Source organism: Agrobacterium sp. 22117 (assembly GCF_052045735.1).
Classification (GTDB): domain Bacteria; phylum Pseudomonadota; class Alphaproteobacteria; order Rhizobiales; family Rhizobiaceae; genus Agrobacterium; species Agrobacterium cavarae.
In genome coordinates this window covers 136,679-149,815 of sequence record NZ_JBQEPP010000002.1, presented here as the reverse complement: position 1 = coordinate 149,815, position 13,137 = coordinate 136,679, and the positions used below count along the sequence as shown (strand labels likewise).

Here is a 13,137-nt window from a genome sequence, read left to right as displayed (position 1 = left end):
GCGAAGCGACTTGTTCAATCGCGCGAAGAGCCGCCCGCACGCCGCGCCGCTTTGGCCCGGTTGACAGAGTATTTCTACTAATGCGACCTTGGGGCGCGGGGGGATACCATGACGACACTCAGGGTCTATGACCTCAACCAACACGTTCTTGCCCTTGATCTCAGAGACTTGCTGCGGCTCTTAGCACCCCGTTCTTTGGAAGGACGCTGGGTCGTCTCGACAGTCAAGTCGTCCATATCGGGGCACGAGTGGTTTGAGGCTACCGGTGAAGGGGGCGAACAGCTTGAGCGTTTGGCGCAGGACGATGTCCAGCTTTCGGGCTTTGATTTGGCCGCCTTAGCTGAGAAGACCCTGCAAGTTATCTGGGGAGAGTTTGTCGGCTTGGAACCCACCCGTTCAGACAAACGGTGGGTGATCATCCGGGCCGTCGACAGCACTTTCTATGAGATCGATTCGGATGATGAGGCGGTGCTGAACAAGATCAGCTCGACCTATAAAGATGTCCGAACTGCGGAGGCTCCGATTGAGTCGTGGCCCTTGGTCAGCGATGAATGATCGCAGCCAGTCGCGAAGGCAGCGTGAGCCAGTAAGGCCACGGACGACCTCGCCGTGGTCAAAACTCCGCCGCCATTATGGTCGGGCTTGACCCGACCATCCCTCTATCACTTACGCCATGAAGTTTCAGGCCTAATCCAGGAGCATAAGGTCTGCAAATATCGCGGCGGCGTACCCGCCGCGAACGCCGAGTCTCCCCCGCCGTCACACCCCAAAAAACCGCGCCAACACATTGCACACCACGCGCAAGTCCCCCAGCATATGGTGCTGCCGCTCGCCCTTGATCACGCAGAAATCCAGCGCTGCCCAAAGGTTCTGGCGAAGCTCGTTCTGTGCGGTCTGGATGGTCTTGCGGCATCCGTCATAGCGGGCAATCACCGCCTTGCACCATTTCTCGTAATCCTCGCTGATCGTCTGGGAAGGCGTGCTGCGCTCGCTTTTGTCGCGCTCGCCATCCGGCGCCTTGATCGCCATCATATAGGATTGGCGCAGTTCCAGAAACCGCACCGCGCCCTCATACTGGTCGTCGCTTAGGCCATCGCGTTTGCCGAGCATGTTCAGCGTGCCGATATAGGTTGCGGCCCGCGGATCACGCGCTTCTTCGACCGTCACGCCTATGCGGCTTGCTCGCGCCTTCAGCGCCACGCTGTCTGCCGGCGCGTGGGCGCGGCCGGATCTTGAGATGCGCCCATTCGGCTCGCGCGCCACATTGATCACCTTGCGCCGTCCGCGCTTCTGCTTCAGTTTTTCGGCCTTGCTGGTCATGATGCTTGTCCTTTTCCGTTGTTAATCGCGCGCCAGGATGCGCTTGATGTCGTCCATGCAGGCCGATGCACCGCGGCCTTGCTGATACTGGTCGAGAATGCGGTGGATCGCCGTTTCCCGCTTCTTGCGTTCCGATGCCGCCGCCTTTGCCTGGTGGATTGCCTCTGGAATTGTGCCGGTCACGCCCCGCCCTCCAAATCTTGTGCCTTCGCCTTTCGGTAGAGATGCAGAATGGAGGTGTGGTCGCGGCGCATGAAGCGGGCGATCTGCGGGTAGGTCTTGCCCAGCGCATCGCGAAAATGCACCACCATCTCCATCCGGATCCTGACCAGCCAGCGCGCCCGCACATCGCTGCGCACCAGATGCAGCGTAGCCTCGGGATATTTCTGAAGAAGGTGACGCGCCGCATCCGCCATGCTGTCACGCGCGCGGTATTCCAGCGGGCTGACAAGCCGCATGAAGCCGTCCACGCGGTTGGTCTGGATCAGGGTGAGATTCAGCTGTGTCTGAGGATAGAGGCTCATCGTCTGTCGTCCTTGCCGATACGTGTCTTTGAAATTTTCGATGGGTGCTGCGGCGTCTTCTTCATCGCATCCAGTGTCGCCTGCACCTGCGGGTCGAGAGACCCATGCAGGAACCCGACGCTCACCGGCGCCCCTGCGCGCGCCTCCGCCACAATCGCCCTCACCCGCGCTTTCACCGCGGGATCAGCCCGCTCGATGGCAATCATTGCCCGCCGCTTCTCATCCGCCGCACGGTCGAACAGTCGCGAGGCTTCGATGCGCAGCGCACAGCGTTCGGCGTGAAAAGGCGCGATGATGGCTCTGGCCTGCTTGCCGAACTCCGCACAGGTCGGCACGAACTGGCCGGTGTGGTTGGCAACGCGCCCGGCAATGAAATCATTGGCCGCCTCGCACACCGCCCATTCCGGCAGATCGGCGCAGACACCGCGAAACTCGCGGCCAAACGCCGCCACATCCACGCCCGGCTGCGGACGAAACTGGCCGATCAGCCGAAGCGCCGTATCGCGAATGGTCTCCGGCGCGGCGGGCGCAAGCAGCCGGTCGATCTCCTGCACCCGTAGGGCAATCTGCCGCGCACGCTCACGATACCGCTCCGGCAGCCGGTCGAACTGATCCTTGGCAATGAGGTCAAACATCCTGAAACGCCTCCATCAACAAATCGCGGGATGATTTTTTCGGCGCGCGAGCGCGTCTGGAAAAATCGCCAGATTTTTCTTCTATGGGTGTGACTCTGGAAGCAGAGCCTTCGCTGTGCGACCGCAATGCCTTCGCATCGCTGTTTTTCTCGCCTTTCCAGCGGGTTACGGCGCTATCTCTGGCTTTCGCCTTGCGCTCCATGGCCTTTTCGCGCTCGATCCGCAGCCGCTTCTGCACCCATTTCTTCCGCCGCTTGTCGAGCTTCCAGAATGCCATCACCACCGGCTTCATCGCCCGCCATCTGGCCGGAGAAACCTTGGCCTGCAGCGCCAGAAGTTCATCATCGTCGGCCAGCGAACAATCGGGGGAGCGCCACGCCTGGAAGAGCAGCAGCAGATAGGCGCCATGCTGCTCGGTGGTCAGATGCACCGTGTCGGCCAGATAGGCATCGGTCCAGAACGGCATGAAAGGCAGGTTAGCCATTGGCATTCTCCGCGCGCATCGGCGGCGTGCCCCAAGCATCCTTGGCCGGGTGATACTTGATCACCGCCACATTCGCCGCCCGGCTTTCTTCGCGAAGCCGTGCAAGCTCGTTGTAAACATCCGCTTCCGTGCGCCCCAGAATGTAGGCGATCTCGGCCGTGTCATAGCCGGAGCGAAAAAGTGTCAGTGCCTTGCTCATGCGTGTTCCCGCTTCCTCGCCATCAGGCGGCAAAGTTCGCCTGTCGTCTGAACCGCAGGCGCAGACTTAGGGCGCGTGGTATTGGCAATGGTGATATCGGCCGCACCTTCAGGGTACGGCTGAGAGTTTTCGGGCCAAAAGGCCGGCGTCCCCGCGCAGGATCTTCCCGACAAGCGCCTCGAACCGTCTTCTCGAGACGGCAAAGGCTTCAAGGATTGGAGGGTTGGGCTGACGGCCCGGGAGGACAAGCCGTCAGCCCGTTTTTGATCGCCAGGGAGGAGACGCGATCAAAACCTTCGATCCAGCGGCAGACCCGCCGAGATCTCGAACTCAGTCATGGGGCAAACACTGCAGCCATCAGGCCGCCAGTCGCTCGCCATTGATGCGGTTGACCTCGCAAAGAAGCTCGGCCTCGAAAGCCTCGAAATCGAAGCTTGCATCCTCATCATCATTCGTCGCCACGGCCTGCATGTTGCTGTTGCATTGGGTCATAGCCGCGCGGCCTCCTCGATGGTCAGCAACCCGCAAACCGGGCGGGCAAAGGTCACGGTGATCTTGACCAGCGTATTCCAATCCGGCCCGCGCTCGATCAGGTCGTGCAGCTCGTCCAGTTCCTCGATCGCGTGTTCGACATCGACGATACCGGCCTGGCTTCGATATTCGGCAACCGCCTTCCAGCGCGCCACGCCGAAGCCGGGTCTGTCCAGAACATCAGTCATCATTCTTTCCTTCCCGGATTTCGACCGGCGTCACCGTTCCGCACCTGTCGCAGAACCGCTCGATCTGGTGTTCGATAGAAAGCGGGCGCCGGCATTCGCGGCAGCCGATATAGCGTGTCTGAAACGCAGCGCGGCGCGCCTGCGCGGATGCTTCGATACGGACAGAACTCATGCGCGCCGATCCTCCATAAAGGTCAAAGCCCGCCTTCGCCCCGCCCCGATGCCGGGAGCGGCCAGCGCGGCGAAGGACGCATCGGTCCTCCGCTTCGCTGCCTGCCGCTCACCAAAGACATCGGGGCGCAGGTCCAGACGAGGGACAAACCCACCCCTCGCCATTCGCAAGACAGGCACCGTCTCAACCGCGACCGCCCCTCTGGCGCAGACCTCTCGGGCCGCCACCCTTGACCGGCAAACGAACGGCCTGAAGCCGCTCCCTGCCGAGCCGGGTCCGACCCGGAAGCCATCGGCCTCAGCGCCCGGTGCGATGTGATGACGAAATCTGTTCATACAAGGAAACTAGTAAAAATCGGGACATCCGTCAACTAGTTTCCTTGTGTGCGTTTCCACAAGTGTTCTGGTAGAAACTAAGCCATGGGAATTATTGGCGAAAATCTGAAATCGATCAGGAAGATCAAAAATCTTTCGCAGGCGAAAGTTGCGGAACTGTCGGGTGTGAGCCAGCAGCTCATCTCGCAACTCGAGACCGGCTTGACTGAAAAGACCACCGAACTTCCCGCCCTTGCCCAAGCGCTCGGCGTCAGCGTCCATGAACTCGACCCATCCTACACGCCGGATGCCGAAGGCGTTCCCACCCTGATCGTGCCCTATCTCGCCTGGGTCAGCGCCGGCGCCATGATCCGTGATGACATCGCCGACGAAGCCCTTGGCCTCATCCGCGTGGCGGATTTACCGGCCTCGGGAGACTGGATTGCCTTGAAAGTCAGCGGTGATTCCATGGACAGGATTTCTCCGCCCGACTCCATCATCTTCGTCGATCGCAACGATCGCAACCTCGTTCCCAATGGCTGCTACGTCATCTCGGACGTGGAAGGCAACGCCACCTATAAGCGCTACCGCTCCGGCCCCATGCGCTTCGAGCCCGTCTCCACCAATCCGCAGCACGAACCGATCTTCCCCGACAACGACCCCATCATCGTCGGCCGCGTCCGCCGCTCGATCATCAACATGTAAGCCTGCTGGCAAGCGTCACCTCGCCTCCCATCATCACAGCAACAATCTATTTGACCAGTCAGCCATCGAAAAACTGATTCTCTCTTTGTTCCCCTTGTTACTAGTTTTCTTGTTGACATAATTACTAGTATAATAGTAGAAACGGATCTGTGCCCGAACAGATGAACGCCGCTTCACGCGGAGTAACCCGGCATTTGAGAAGACAGCGACGATGAGGATCATCTTCTATGACCACGCCTGGCTACATCATCGGAAAAGACGAAATGCTACTGATTGCCACCCGCTGGCGCGATGGCGATACGGTTCTTCTGGAAATGCCGGTGCGCCTCTATAAGGCGGAGGAGATCCAGGCCCTGATCGATGAGACCACCTCGCAAAACTGCACGGTGATCAGCGTCGATCTCTACGACGTCACCGCCAAAAAGGGCATGTCCATCGCTGATGATTTCGATATCCGCCCTTTTGCTGAGCGCGAGGAAGACCGAAAGGAAAAGGACGCGCGCGACGAGATGGCCGAGCAACGCCGGCTGCGACACGGCACTGGTCTCTACAACACGCTAAACCATACCCAGCAGGGCATCCAGTCGCGAGCGTGAAGTCCATGGGCCATGAAGGGCCAGACGCCCGGTATCGCCGGGACGCTTTCCCTTTTTAAATCGACGCATCGTGTCTTTGCGAAAATCGAGCCCGATTTTCGCGCCGGTGCTGTAGCCCTGAAAAGAGCCGAGTGGCACGCCACCGCGCTCCAAGCTGCAGGCCGCAAGATGTTTCTGTTGTTGCTGCGGAGTTACAGCATTTTGCCGCCAATAGGCTATCGATAGCGCCATTGAACCTTAGAGTGCTTCCGATGAAAACCACTGTCTTTGCCGCCGCCGCTTTTATTCTTGCCGCAACGTCCGCAATTGCCGCGGACGCCGTCTCGGACGTTCCCGCAGCACCGGTCGCGATCGACAACTCTTCCTTCTCCTGGAGCGGCTTTAACGCGGGTATTCAGGTTGGATATGGCTGGAACAAGAACGATATTCTGGGCATCGCCCCGGTCGGCACGGTGAATGCCAATTTCGACGACGGCCTGATCGGCGGTTTTGCCGGCTATAATTATCAGTTCTCCAACAACTGGGTCGCAGGCGTCGAAGGCGATTTCGAAGGCAACCTGGGCGGCGGCAAGCTCACGGTTCTCGCACCGGATTTCTACGAATACGGCTTCGATTGGCAGGGCTCGGTCCGCGCCAAGGTCGGCTACGCGGTTGATCGCGCCTTGGTCTACGGCACGGCCGGCTGGGCCATCGGCCGTGGCTATCTGACGGTGCCAGGTGCCGGTACCCAGAAAGAAAACTTCTACGGCTTCACCGTCGGCGCCGGCGTCGATTACGCCTTCACCGACATGATCTTCGGCCGCGTCGAATATCGCTACACCAATTTCGGCGATCAGAATTTCGACTACGATGCCGGCCCGCTGCTCAACTCCGATATCGACCAGCACGGTGTCCGCCTCGGCCTCGGCGTAAAGTTCTAAACCAATCGGTTATCCGGTGACGTGGGCCGGGTAGCGGGTGCTCCAGTAGAACCGCAGCATACCACGAGACGCGAGACGGATGTGGCTCATCCATGGGCCGGGCTGAAGTGCGCCGTCTCTGCCCCACCCACTGCCGTCTTCCTCGGGCTTGACCCGAGGATCCACAACCTCAAGGGCTTAACAGGCAATCAGCGCAGGCCACCACGCGCAACGAACTCTGAAAGACGTGGATTCTCGGCTCAAGGCCGAGAATGACGGAAGAGAGGTGAGTGCCGCTCATCAAGCCAATCAGCCCACCCGCACCACCAAACCCCTCACCCCTTCACCGGCCGCGGGTTGCCCGCATCGTCCACCGCCACCATGATGAACACGGCCTCCGTCACCTTGTCGCGGGAATGTTGCGAATAGTGGCGCGTCCAGGCTTCGATCTTCAGCGTGATCGAAGTGCGCCCCACCTTCTCGATGCGGGTGTAGACGCACAGCGTGTCGCCGATCTTCACCGGCTTCTTGAAGACGATCTCGTTGACGGCAACGGTGACCGTGCGGCCGCCCGCCACGTCATTGGCGCGCACGAAGGCGGCAAGGTCCATCTGCGACATCACCCAGCCGCCAAAAATATCACCAGCGGGATTGGCGTCAGCCGGCATGGCCAGCGTGCGAAGGGTCAGTTCCATATCGGAGGGTGGTTGGTTGTCCATCAGCATACCTCTTGATCGCGCACCTCCCGGTGTCGCGATAGCCTATTCACCATTGATTGGAAAAGAGCGATTTCGTCTTGGCTGGTCTTCATTTCCAGCATGTCGCTTGAAATGAGAAAGCTGATTCTTGAATCAACAACAAGTCGCATCAAACACAGTCAAAAAACCACAATACAACAAATTACCAAGCTTCGGTAATGCTTCGTTAACTATAACGGCTCAGTCTCTTAATTTATTAGGTTAATTTCATATACTTCCAGATGCAGGGCGAGGCTCGAAAATGGCATATGACTGGAGTGGGAATGACATCAAACAGAGGCATTACGACCGCCTGATCGTGGTCGCTCTGCTGGCCATCGTCTCGATTGCGGTGACGGCGCCCTTTATGCTTCGTTTCGAAACACAGACGACAAAAGGAGAGCGGCTCGAAATCCGCTCGCCAGTGGTCATGGAAGACACGCACTCTATCCAGCTTGCGCGGTCGTAACCAGATCGAGATGCAGAACACGTGGTGACAGGACCTGCATCACCGCATCCGAGCGGCCGATATAGACCACGGCGGTGTCCTTCATTCCGCTCAGCACCTCCACCAGCCGGTCGATCGTGTGCTTCTCCAGACCTTCCAGCAGATCGTCGATGAACAGCCAGCGCGGCTTTAACAGAAGCGCGTTGGCCACCCGAATACAGGCCTGCTCGTCGGAATCGAACTTCTGGTCCCAGCGAATATTGTCGTTCATCCGCGGAATGATGTGGCCAAGGCCGCAGGCTTCCATGGCGGCCAGAAATTCTTCTTCCGTGAACTTCTGCGGCGCACGCGGATAGGAGAGAATTTCGCGCAATGGCGCCGCCGGCATGTAGCCGTGCTGAGCAATGAACAGCGTCTCGTCGCGCGGCGGCATGGTGATCTTGCCGCGCCCCCAGGGCCAGAGCCCGGCAATCGCCGCAAAGAACAGCCGTCGGTTCACGCCCTGGTCTCCGTCGATCACCACACGGTCGCCAATGGCGATCTCGACAGGAGCTTCGCGCAGCCTGAAGCTGCGCACCATCTCCTTGCCTCCCGCTTCAGGACTGATTTCGACGGATAAAAACCGCACGACATCGGTCGCGGAACGTTCGAGGTCGATGGCGTTTTCGTGCCTCTCGACGCTGTCCATCTGGATCAGCGCATTGCGGAAGATCGACACGCGTTGCAGCGTCGCCTTCCAGCTGGCGATCGGGCCGAAATTGTCGATGTACCAGCGCAGCGCCACATTCACCTGGTTGAAGGCGCCCACCGCCATCATCAGCCCGCCAAACGTCAGGTTGCCGGAGAAGTAGACGGGCGCGGCAATCAGGATCGGCGCGACGATGGCAAGCCAGCCATAACCGGCAGACACCCATGTCAGATGCGTCAGCCCCATGGCGAGCCCGCGAATGACGACCAGCACCGCATCGATATCCTGGCGAATGCGGTGACGCTCGTTCTTCTCGCCGCGCGAGAGCGTGATGGCCGTCAGATTTTCGCTCGCCCGCATCAAAGAGAAGCGCAGCTCCGCCTCTTTGGAATAGCGCTCGGCATTCAGCGGCACCAGCCGGTACCCGACAATGTTGGAAAGCAGCGAGGCCGATCCCGCATAAAGAAGTGCCGCCCAGACCATATAGCCCGGGATCGCCACCATCTTGCCGCCGATCTCGATGGCAAAGCCCGCAGAAAGGCCCCAGAGCACGCCAATGAAGCTGACGAGAATAATGGTGGCGTTGACGAGGCCAATGGCAAGTGCGGTGCTGCTTTCGGCAAGGTTGCGCACATCTTCATGCAGGCGCTGGTCGGGGTTGATGGAAATGGTGCCGAAGCTTGCAAGCTTGGCGGCGCGGCCGGGCTTCAGCCACTGCTCCACCATGTCTTTCGCCAGCCCCTCGCGCATGTTCAGCGCGGTCATCTGGTTCAGCCATGTCTGGAAGACGTTGAGAAGCAGCAGGCACCCGGCAATGATGGTGAAGACTTCCAGCTGGTGAATGAAGGCGTTGAGGTCGCGCCGCTCCAGCGAATTGTAGAAGGGCGCGTTCCATTCGTTCAGCCTCACCTGCCCATAGGCGGTCACGAGAATGATGGTCAGCAGACCGCAGGCCAGAAGGATCAGCCGGGATCGCACCGGAGATGTCCAGAAGGCACTGCCCATCATCCGCATCTGCGCTCTGAAATTGAGATCGAATCGCGCGTAGGCAGCCATCTCCTCAGGAGAATTTCCTTGCGTTTTCAATTCATTACCACTTTCTCAAATCACAGAATCGCGCTGACTGACAAAGACCAAGTCTGTGCCCTAGCGATGACAGCAATATCACTAAGCTGGTACTTGTCTACACGACCTCAAGAACACCCCTGACGCGCCCTTTGAAATACCGCGGCGACGAATGCACGACGGGACCGAAATGTTCCTTGCATTATGCGCGTGCATTGCACAAAGTCAGGGCAATAGAGGGGGCGGAACAATCCGCAAATGCCGGAAATATAAGGTAATACATGTCGATCAAGGCGAGCATCTATCATCTGACGCATTATAAATATGACCGGCCAGTCCGCCTCGGACCCCAGATCATAAGGTTGAAACCGGCGCCGCATTCACGCACCAAGGTCATCAGCCATTCGCTGAAGGTCACGCCCTCCAATCATTTCGTCAATCTGCAGCAGGACCCTTACGGCAACTTCCAGGCCCGCTTCGTCTTTCCCGATCCGGTCACCGAGTTCAAGATCGAGGTCGATCTCGTCGCGGATATGACGGTCTATAACCCCTTCGATTTCTTCGTCGAAGAAAGCGCCACCAAATGGCCCTTCGACTATCCGGAAACGCTGAAGGACGATCTGTCGATCTACCGCAAGCCGGAAGAGACCGGTCCGCTCTTCGATGCGCTGATGGCCACCATCGACAAGACGCCCGGTCAGACGACCGTCGATATGATCGTCGGCATCAATGCCAAGCTTCAGCAGGCCATCGGTTACGTCATCCGCATGGAACCCGGCGTGCAGACCCCGGAAGAAACACTTCTGTCGGGCAAGGGCTCCTGCCGCGATACCAGCTGGCTTCTGGTGCAGGTGCTGCGCCGCCTCGGACTGGCCGCCCGCTTCGTCTCCGGCTATCTCATTCAGCTCGCGCCGGATCTGAAGGCGCTCGATGGACCGTCCGGTACGGAAGTGGATTTCACCGATCTGCATGCCTGGGCTGAAGTGTATCTGCCAGGTGCTGGCTGGGTCGGTTTTGACCCGACATCGGGGCTTCTGACCGGCGAAAGCCATATTCCCTTGTCGGCCACCCCGCATTATCGCAACGCAGCGCCCATTTCCGGCGGCTATTTCGGCGAGGCCAATACCGAATTCGCCTTCGACATGAGGGTCACGCGCGTTGCCGAACATCCGCGTATCACCAAGCCCTTTTCGGATGAAAGCTGGGAAGAGCTGAATGCGCTTGGCGAAACGGTCGATCGCGCGCTCATCGCGCAGGATGTGCGCCTCACCATGGGCGGCGAGCCGACCTTTGTCTCCATCGACGATTTCGAATCCGAGGAATGGAACACCGGCGCCGTCGGCCCGACCAAGCGGCAAAAGGCGGATATCCTCATCCGCAAACTGCGCGAGCGCTTTGCCCCCAACGGCTTCCTGCATTATGGCCAGGGCAAGTGGTATCCGGGCGAAACCCTGCCACGCTGGACCTTCTCGCTCTATTGGCGCAAGGACGGCAAGTCCGTCTGGCGCAATCCCGATCTCGTCGCTCAGGAAGGTCAGGATACCGGCGTCACCTCCACCGATGCCGAACGTCTTCTCACCTCGATTGCCGGCCATCTCGGCATCGAGCCCGATCTGGTACTGCCCGCCTATGAAGACACGGCGGAATGGCTGATCAAGGAAGCCAACCTTCCCGACAATGTCGATCCCTCCAACTCCAAGCTCAAGGACCCGGAAGAGCGCAGCCGCTTGGCGCGCGTCTTCGAACGCGGCCTGACGGAGCCGACCGGCTATATTCTGCCCGTGCAGGCGTGGAATGCGCAAAGCTCCGGCCACAAGCGCTGGGTCAGCGAGCGGTGGAAGACACGGCGTGGCAAGATCTTCCTGGTGCCCGGCGATAGCGCCGTCGGCTACCGCCTGCCACTTGGAACCCTGCCTTACGTTCCGCCGTCCGCCTTCCCCTACATTCACGAGGCTGATCCCTCGATTCCACGCGGCCCTCTGCCGGATGCCTTGCCGCCTTCGGCGCATGCCCCATCGCCTTCGGCACGCAGCATGCCGGAAGCTTCTTTCCAGGCGGGCGATGCCCCAAACCTCGGCCGCAACGAGCAGGTTATCAGCGATATCGCCGGAACGGTGCGCACCGCACTATCCGTCGAAGCGCGCGATGGCAGGCTCTGCGTCTTCATGCCGCCGGTCGAACGCATCGAGGATTATCTCGACCTCATCGCATCCGCCGAGGCTGCCGCTACCGATCTTGGCCTGCCCGTCCATATCGAGGGCTACGCGCCCCCGCATGACGAGCGCATGAACGTTATTCGCGTCGCACCCGATCCCGGCGTCATCGAGGTTAACATCCATCCGGCGGCAAGCTGGAAAGAGTGCGTCGATATCACAACCGCGATTTATGAAGACGCACGCCAATCGCGCCTTGGCGCCGACAAGTTCATGATCGACGGTCGCCACACCGGCACCGGCGGCGGCAACCATGTGGTCGTCGGTGGCGCAAACCCCAATGACAGCCCGTTCCTGCGCCGTCCCGATCTGTTGAAGAGCCTCGTGCTGCACTGGCAGCGCCACCCCTCGCTCTCCTACCTCTTCTCCGGCCTCTTCATCGGCCCCACCAGCCAGGCACCGCGCATCGATGAAGCGCGCCATGACAGCATGTACGAGCTGGAAATCGCCATGGCCCAGGTTCCGGCGCCCGGCGAAGGCGTGCCGCCCCTGCCGTGGCTGGTCGACCGTCTGTTCCGCAATCTTCTGGTGGATGTCACCGGCAACACCCACCGCTCGGAAATCTGCATCGACAAGCTGTTTTCGCCCGATGGCCCGACGGGTCGTCTTGGCCTTGTGGAATTTCGCGGTTTTGAAATGCCGCCGAATGCCCGCATGTCGCTTGCCCAGCAATTGCTGGTGCGTGCGCTGATCGCCCGCTTCTGGAAGAACCCGATCGGCGGAAAGTTCGTCCGCTGGGGTACGGCGCTTGCTGACCGCTTCATGCTGCCGCATTACATCTGGACGGATTTCCTCGACGTTCTCGCCGATCTGAGAGAAAACGGTTTCGACCTGAAGCCGGAGTGGTTCGTCGCCCAGCTTGAATTCCGCTTCCCCTTCTTCGGCGAGGTGGAATATGAGGGCTCGAAGCTGGAACTGCGCCAGGCGCTGGAACCCTGGCATGTCATGGGCGAACAGGGTGCCATCGGCGGCACGGTGCGCTATGTGGATTCCTCCGTCGAGCGCCTTCAGGTATGCCTCGAAACCACCAATCCGGCCCGCTACACCGTGTCCTGCAATGGCCGCGCCGTGCCCTTGAAGCCAACGGGCGAATCCGGCGTTTCGGTCGCGGGCGTGCGCTTCAAGGCGTGGCAGCCGGCAGCTGGCCTGCACCCGGTGCTGCCGGTCAACTCGCCCTTAACATTCGATATTTATGATACATGGTCGAACCGTTCGATCGGTGGCTGCATCTATCATGTTGCCCATCCGGGCGGGCGCAACTATGACACCTTTCCGGTCAATGGAAACGAGGCGGAAGCGCGTCGCCTGGCGCGATTCGAGCCATGGGGCCACACGGCCGGTCAATATACCGTCTGGCCGGAAGCGGTGTCGCCGGAATTTCCGCTGACACTCGATCTGCGACGCCCGCAAGGAGTATAA

At 59.9% G+C, this 13,137-nt stretch carries 18 protein-coding genes; 7 read left to right on the top strand and 11 right to left on the bottom strand.

From position 1 onward, the window contains the following. Positions 1–108: 108 nt before the first annotated feature. On the top strand, positions 109–555 hold the full coding sequence (locus ACTJKV_RS05060; protein WP_112358596.1) for a hypothetical protein: 447 nt from the start codon (positions 109–111) through the stop codon (positions 553–555). 204 nt (positions 556–759) lie between these two features. Here the strand turns inward: ACTJKV_RS05060 and ACTJKV_RS05055 are convergent, their stop codons facing one another. The 9 genes from ACTJKV_RS05055 to ACTJKV_RS05015 all read right to left on the bottom strand — a co-directional run bounded on the left by ACTJKV_RS05055 (position 760) and on the right by ACTJKV_RS05015 (position 4,053). Continuing rightward, complete coding sequence (locus ACTJKV_RS05055) at positions 760–1,320, bottom strand: hypothetical protein (protein WP_274103035.1); 561 nt, start codon at positions 1,318–1,320, stop codon at positions 760–762. 21 nt (positions 1,321–1,341) lie between these two features. After that, the gene (locus tag ACTJKV_RS05050; protein WP_162723148.1) at positions 1,342–1,503 is read right to left on the bottom strand and encodes a hypothetical protein; all 162 of its coding nucleotides are present in this window, start codon (positions 1,501–1,503) and stop codon (positions 1,342–1,344) included. Next, on the bottom strand, positions 1,500–1,844 hold the full coding sequence (locus ACTJKV_RS05045; RefSeq protein WP_274103034.1) for a hypothetical protein: 345 nt from the start codon (positions 1,842–1,844) through the stop codon (positions 1,500–1,502). The genes ACTJKV_RS05050 and ACTJKV_RS05045 overlap by 4 nt, the downstream gene beginning before the upstream one ends. Next, positions 1,841–2,479 carry a hypothetical protein gene (locus tag ACTJKV_RS05040; protein ID WP_274103033.1) on the bottom strand — a complete coding sequence of 213 codons (639 nt, stop codon included), beginning with the start codon at positions 2,477–2,479 and terminating at the stop codon, positions 1,841–1,843. The genes ACTJKV_RS05045 and ACTJKV_RS05040 overlap by 4 nt, the downstream gene beginning before the upstream one ends. Next, positions 2,472–2,963, bottom strand: a complete 492-nt coding sequence (locus ACTJKV_RS05035) for a DUF1376 domain-containing protein (RefSeq protein WP_274103032.1) — start codon at positions 2,961–2,963, stop codon at positions 2,472–2,474. Before ACTJKV_RS05035 ends, ACTJKV_RS05040 begins: the two co-directional genes overlap by 8 nt. Further along, entirely contained in the window at positions 2,956–3,162 is a 207-nt protein-coding gene (locus ACTJKV_RS05030) for a hypothetical protein (protein ID WP_113227624.1), read from the bottom strand. The genes ACTJKV_RS05035 and ACTJKV_RS05030 overlap by 8 nt, the downstream gene beginning before the upstream one ends. Before the next feature lie 357 nt (positions 3,163–3,519). Next, complete coding sequence (locus ACTJKV_RS05025; RefSeq protein ID WP_274103031.1) at positions 3,520–3,654, bottom strand: hypothetical protein; 135 nt, start codon at positions 3,652–3,654, stop codon at positions 3,520–3,522. Further along, positions 3,651–3,881 (bottom strand): hypothetical protein, encoded by a 231-nt coding sequence (locus tag ACTJKV_RS05020; protein ID WP_274103030.1) that lies wholly within the window; start codon positions 3,879–3,881, stop codon positions 3,651–3,653. Before ACTJKV_RS05020 ends, ACTJKV_RS05025 begins: the two co-directional genes overlap by 4 nt. Then, the gene (locus ACTJKV_RS05015; RefSeq protein ID WP_112358602.1) at positions 3,874–4,053 is read right to left on the bottom strand and encodes a hypothetical protein; all 180 of its coding nucleotides are present in this window, start codon (positions 4,051–4,053) and stop codon (positions 3,874–3,876) included. The genes ACTJKV_RS05020 and ACTJKV_RS05015 overlap by 8 nt, the downstream gene beginning before the upstream one ends. Before the next feature lie 419 nt (positions 4,054–4,472). On the opposite strand from ACTJKV_RS05015, the gene ACTJKV_RS05010 reads away from it, so the two are divergent. The 4 genes from ACTJKV_RS05010 to ACTJKV_RS04995 all read left to right on the top strand — a co-directional run bounded on the left by ACTJKV_RS05010 (position 4,473) and on the right by ACTJKV_RS04995 (position 6,588). Continuing rightward, the gene (locus tag ACTJKV_RS05010) at positions 4,473–5,072 is read left to right on the top strand and encodes an XRE family transcriptional regulator (protein WP_062427854.1); all 600 of its coding nucleotides are present in this window, start codon (positions 4,473–4,475) and stop codon (positions 5,070–5,072) included. A 227-nt stretch (positions 5,073–5,299) separates the two neighbouring features. Next, positions 5,300–5,668 (top strand): hypothetical protein, encoded by a 369-nt coding sequence (locus ACTJKV_RS05005; protein WP_274103029.1) that lies wholly within the window; start codon positions 5,300–5,302, stop codon positions 5,666–5,668. Between the two features lie 12 nt (positions 5,669–5,680). Further along, positions 5,681–5,893 carry a hypothetical protein gene (locus ACTJKV_RS05000; protein WP_274103028.1) on the top strand — a complete coding sequence of 71 codons (213 nt, stop codon included), beginning with the start codon at positions 5,681–5,683 and terminating at the stop codon, positions 5,891–5,893. Between the two features lie 26 nt (positions 5,894–5,919). Continuing rightward, on the top strand, positions 5,920–6,588 hold the full coding sequence (locus ACTJKV_RS04995; RefSeq protein WP_062439540.1) for an outer membrane protein: 669 nt from the start codon (positions 5,920–5,922) through the stop codon (positions 6,586–6,588). 314 nt (positions 6,589–6,902) lie between these two features. Here ACTJKV_RS04995 and ACTJKV_RS04990 read toward each other — a convergent pair whose 3' ends face one another. Next, on the bottom strand, positions 6,903–7,286 hold the full coding sequence (locus tag ACTJKV_RS04990) for an acyl-CoA thioesterase (protein ID WP_062427977.1): 384 nt from the start codon (positions 7,284–7,286) through the stop codon (positions 6,903–6,905). 280 nt (positions 7,287–7,566) lie between these two features. Between ACTJKV_RS04990 and ACTJKV_RS04985 the strand changes: the two genes are divergently transcribed. Then, positions 7,567–7,773: a hypothetical protein gene (locus ACTJKV_RS04985; protein WP_274103027.1), complete on the top strand. Its 207-nt coding sequence runs from the start codon at positions 7,567–7,569 to the stop codon at positions 7,771–7,773. Here the strand turns inward: ACTJKV_RS04985 and ACTJKV_RS04980 are convergent. Further along, positions 7,751–9,496 carry an ABC transporter ATP-binding protein/permease gene (locus ACTJKV_RS04980; protein WP_440598510.1) on the bottom strand — a complete coding sequence of 582 codons (1,746 nt, stop codon included), beginning with the start codon at positions 9,494–9,496 and terminating at the stop codon, positions 7,751–7,753. The genes ACTJKV_RS04985 and ACTJKV_RS04980 overlap by 23 nt on opposite strands. A 290-nt stretch (positions 9,497–9,786) precedes the next feature. On the opposite strand from ACTJKV_RS04980, the gene ACTJKV_RS04975 reads away from it, so the two are divergent. Then, on the top strand, positions 9,787–13,137 hold the full coding sequence (locus tag ACTJKV_RS04975) for a DUF2126 domain-containing protein (RefSeq protein WP_440598509.1): 3,351 nt from the start codon (positions 9,787–9,789) through the stop codon (positions 13,135–13,137).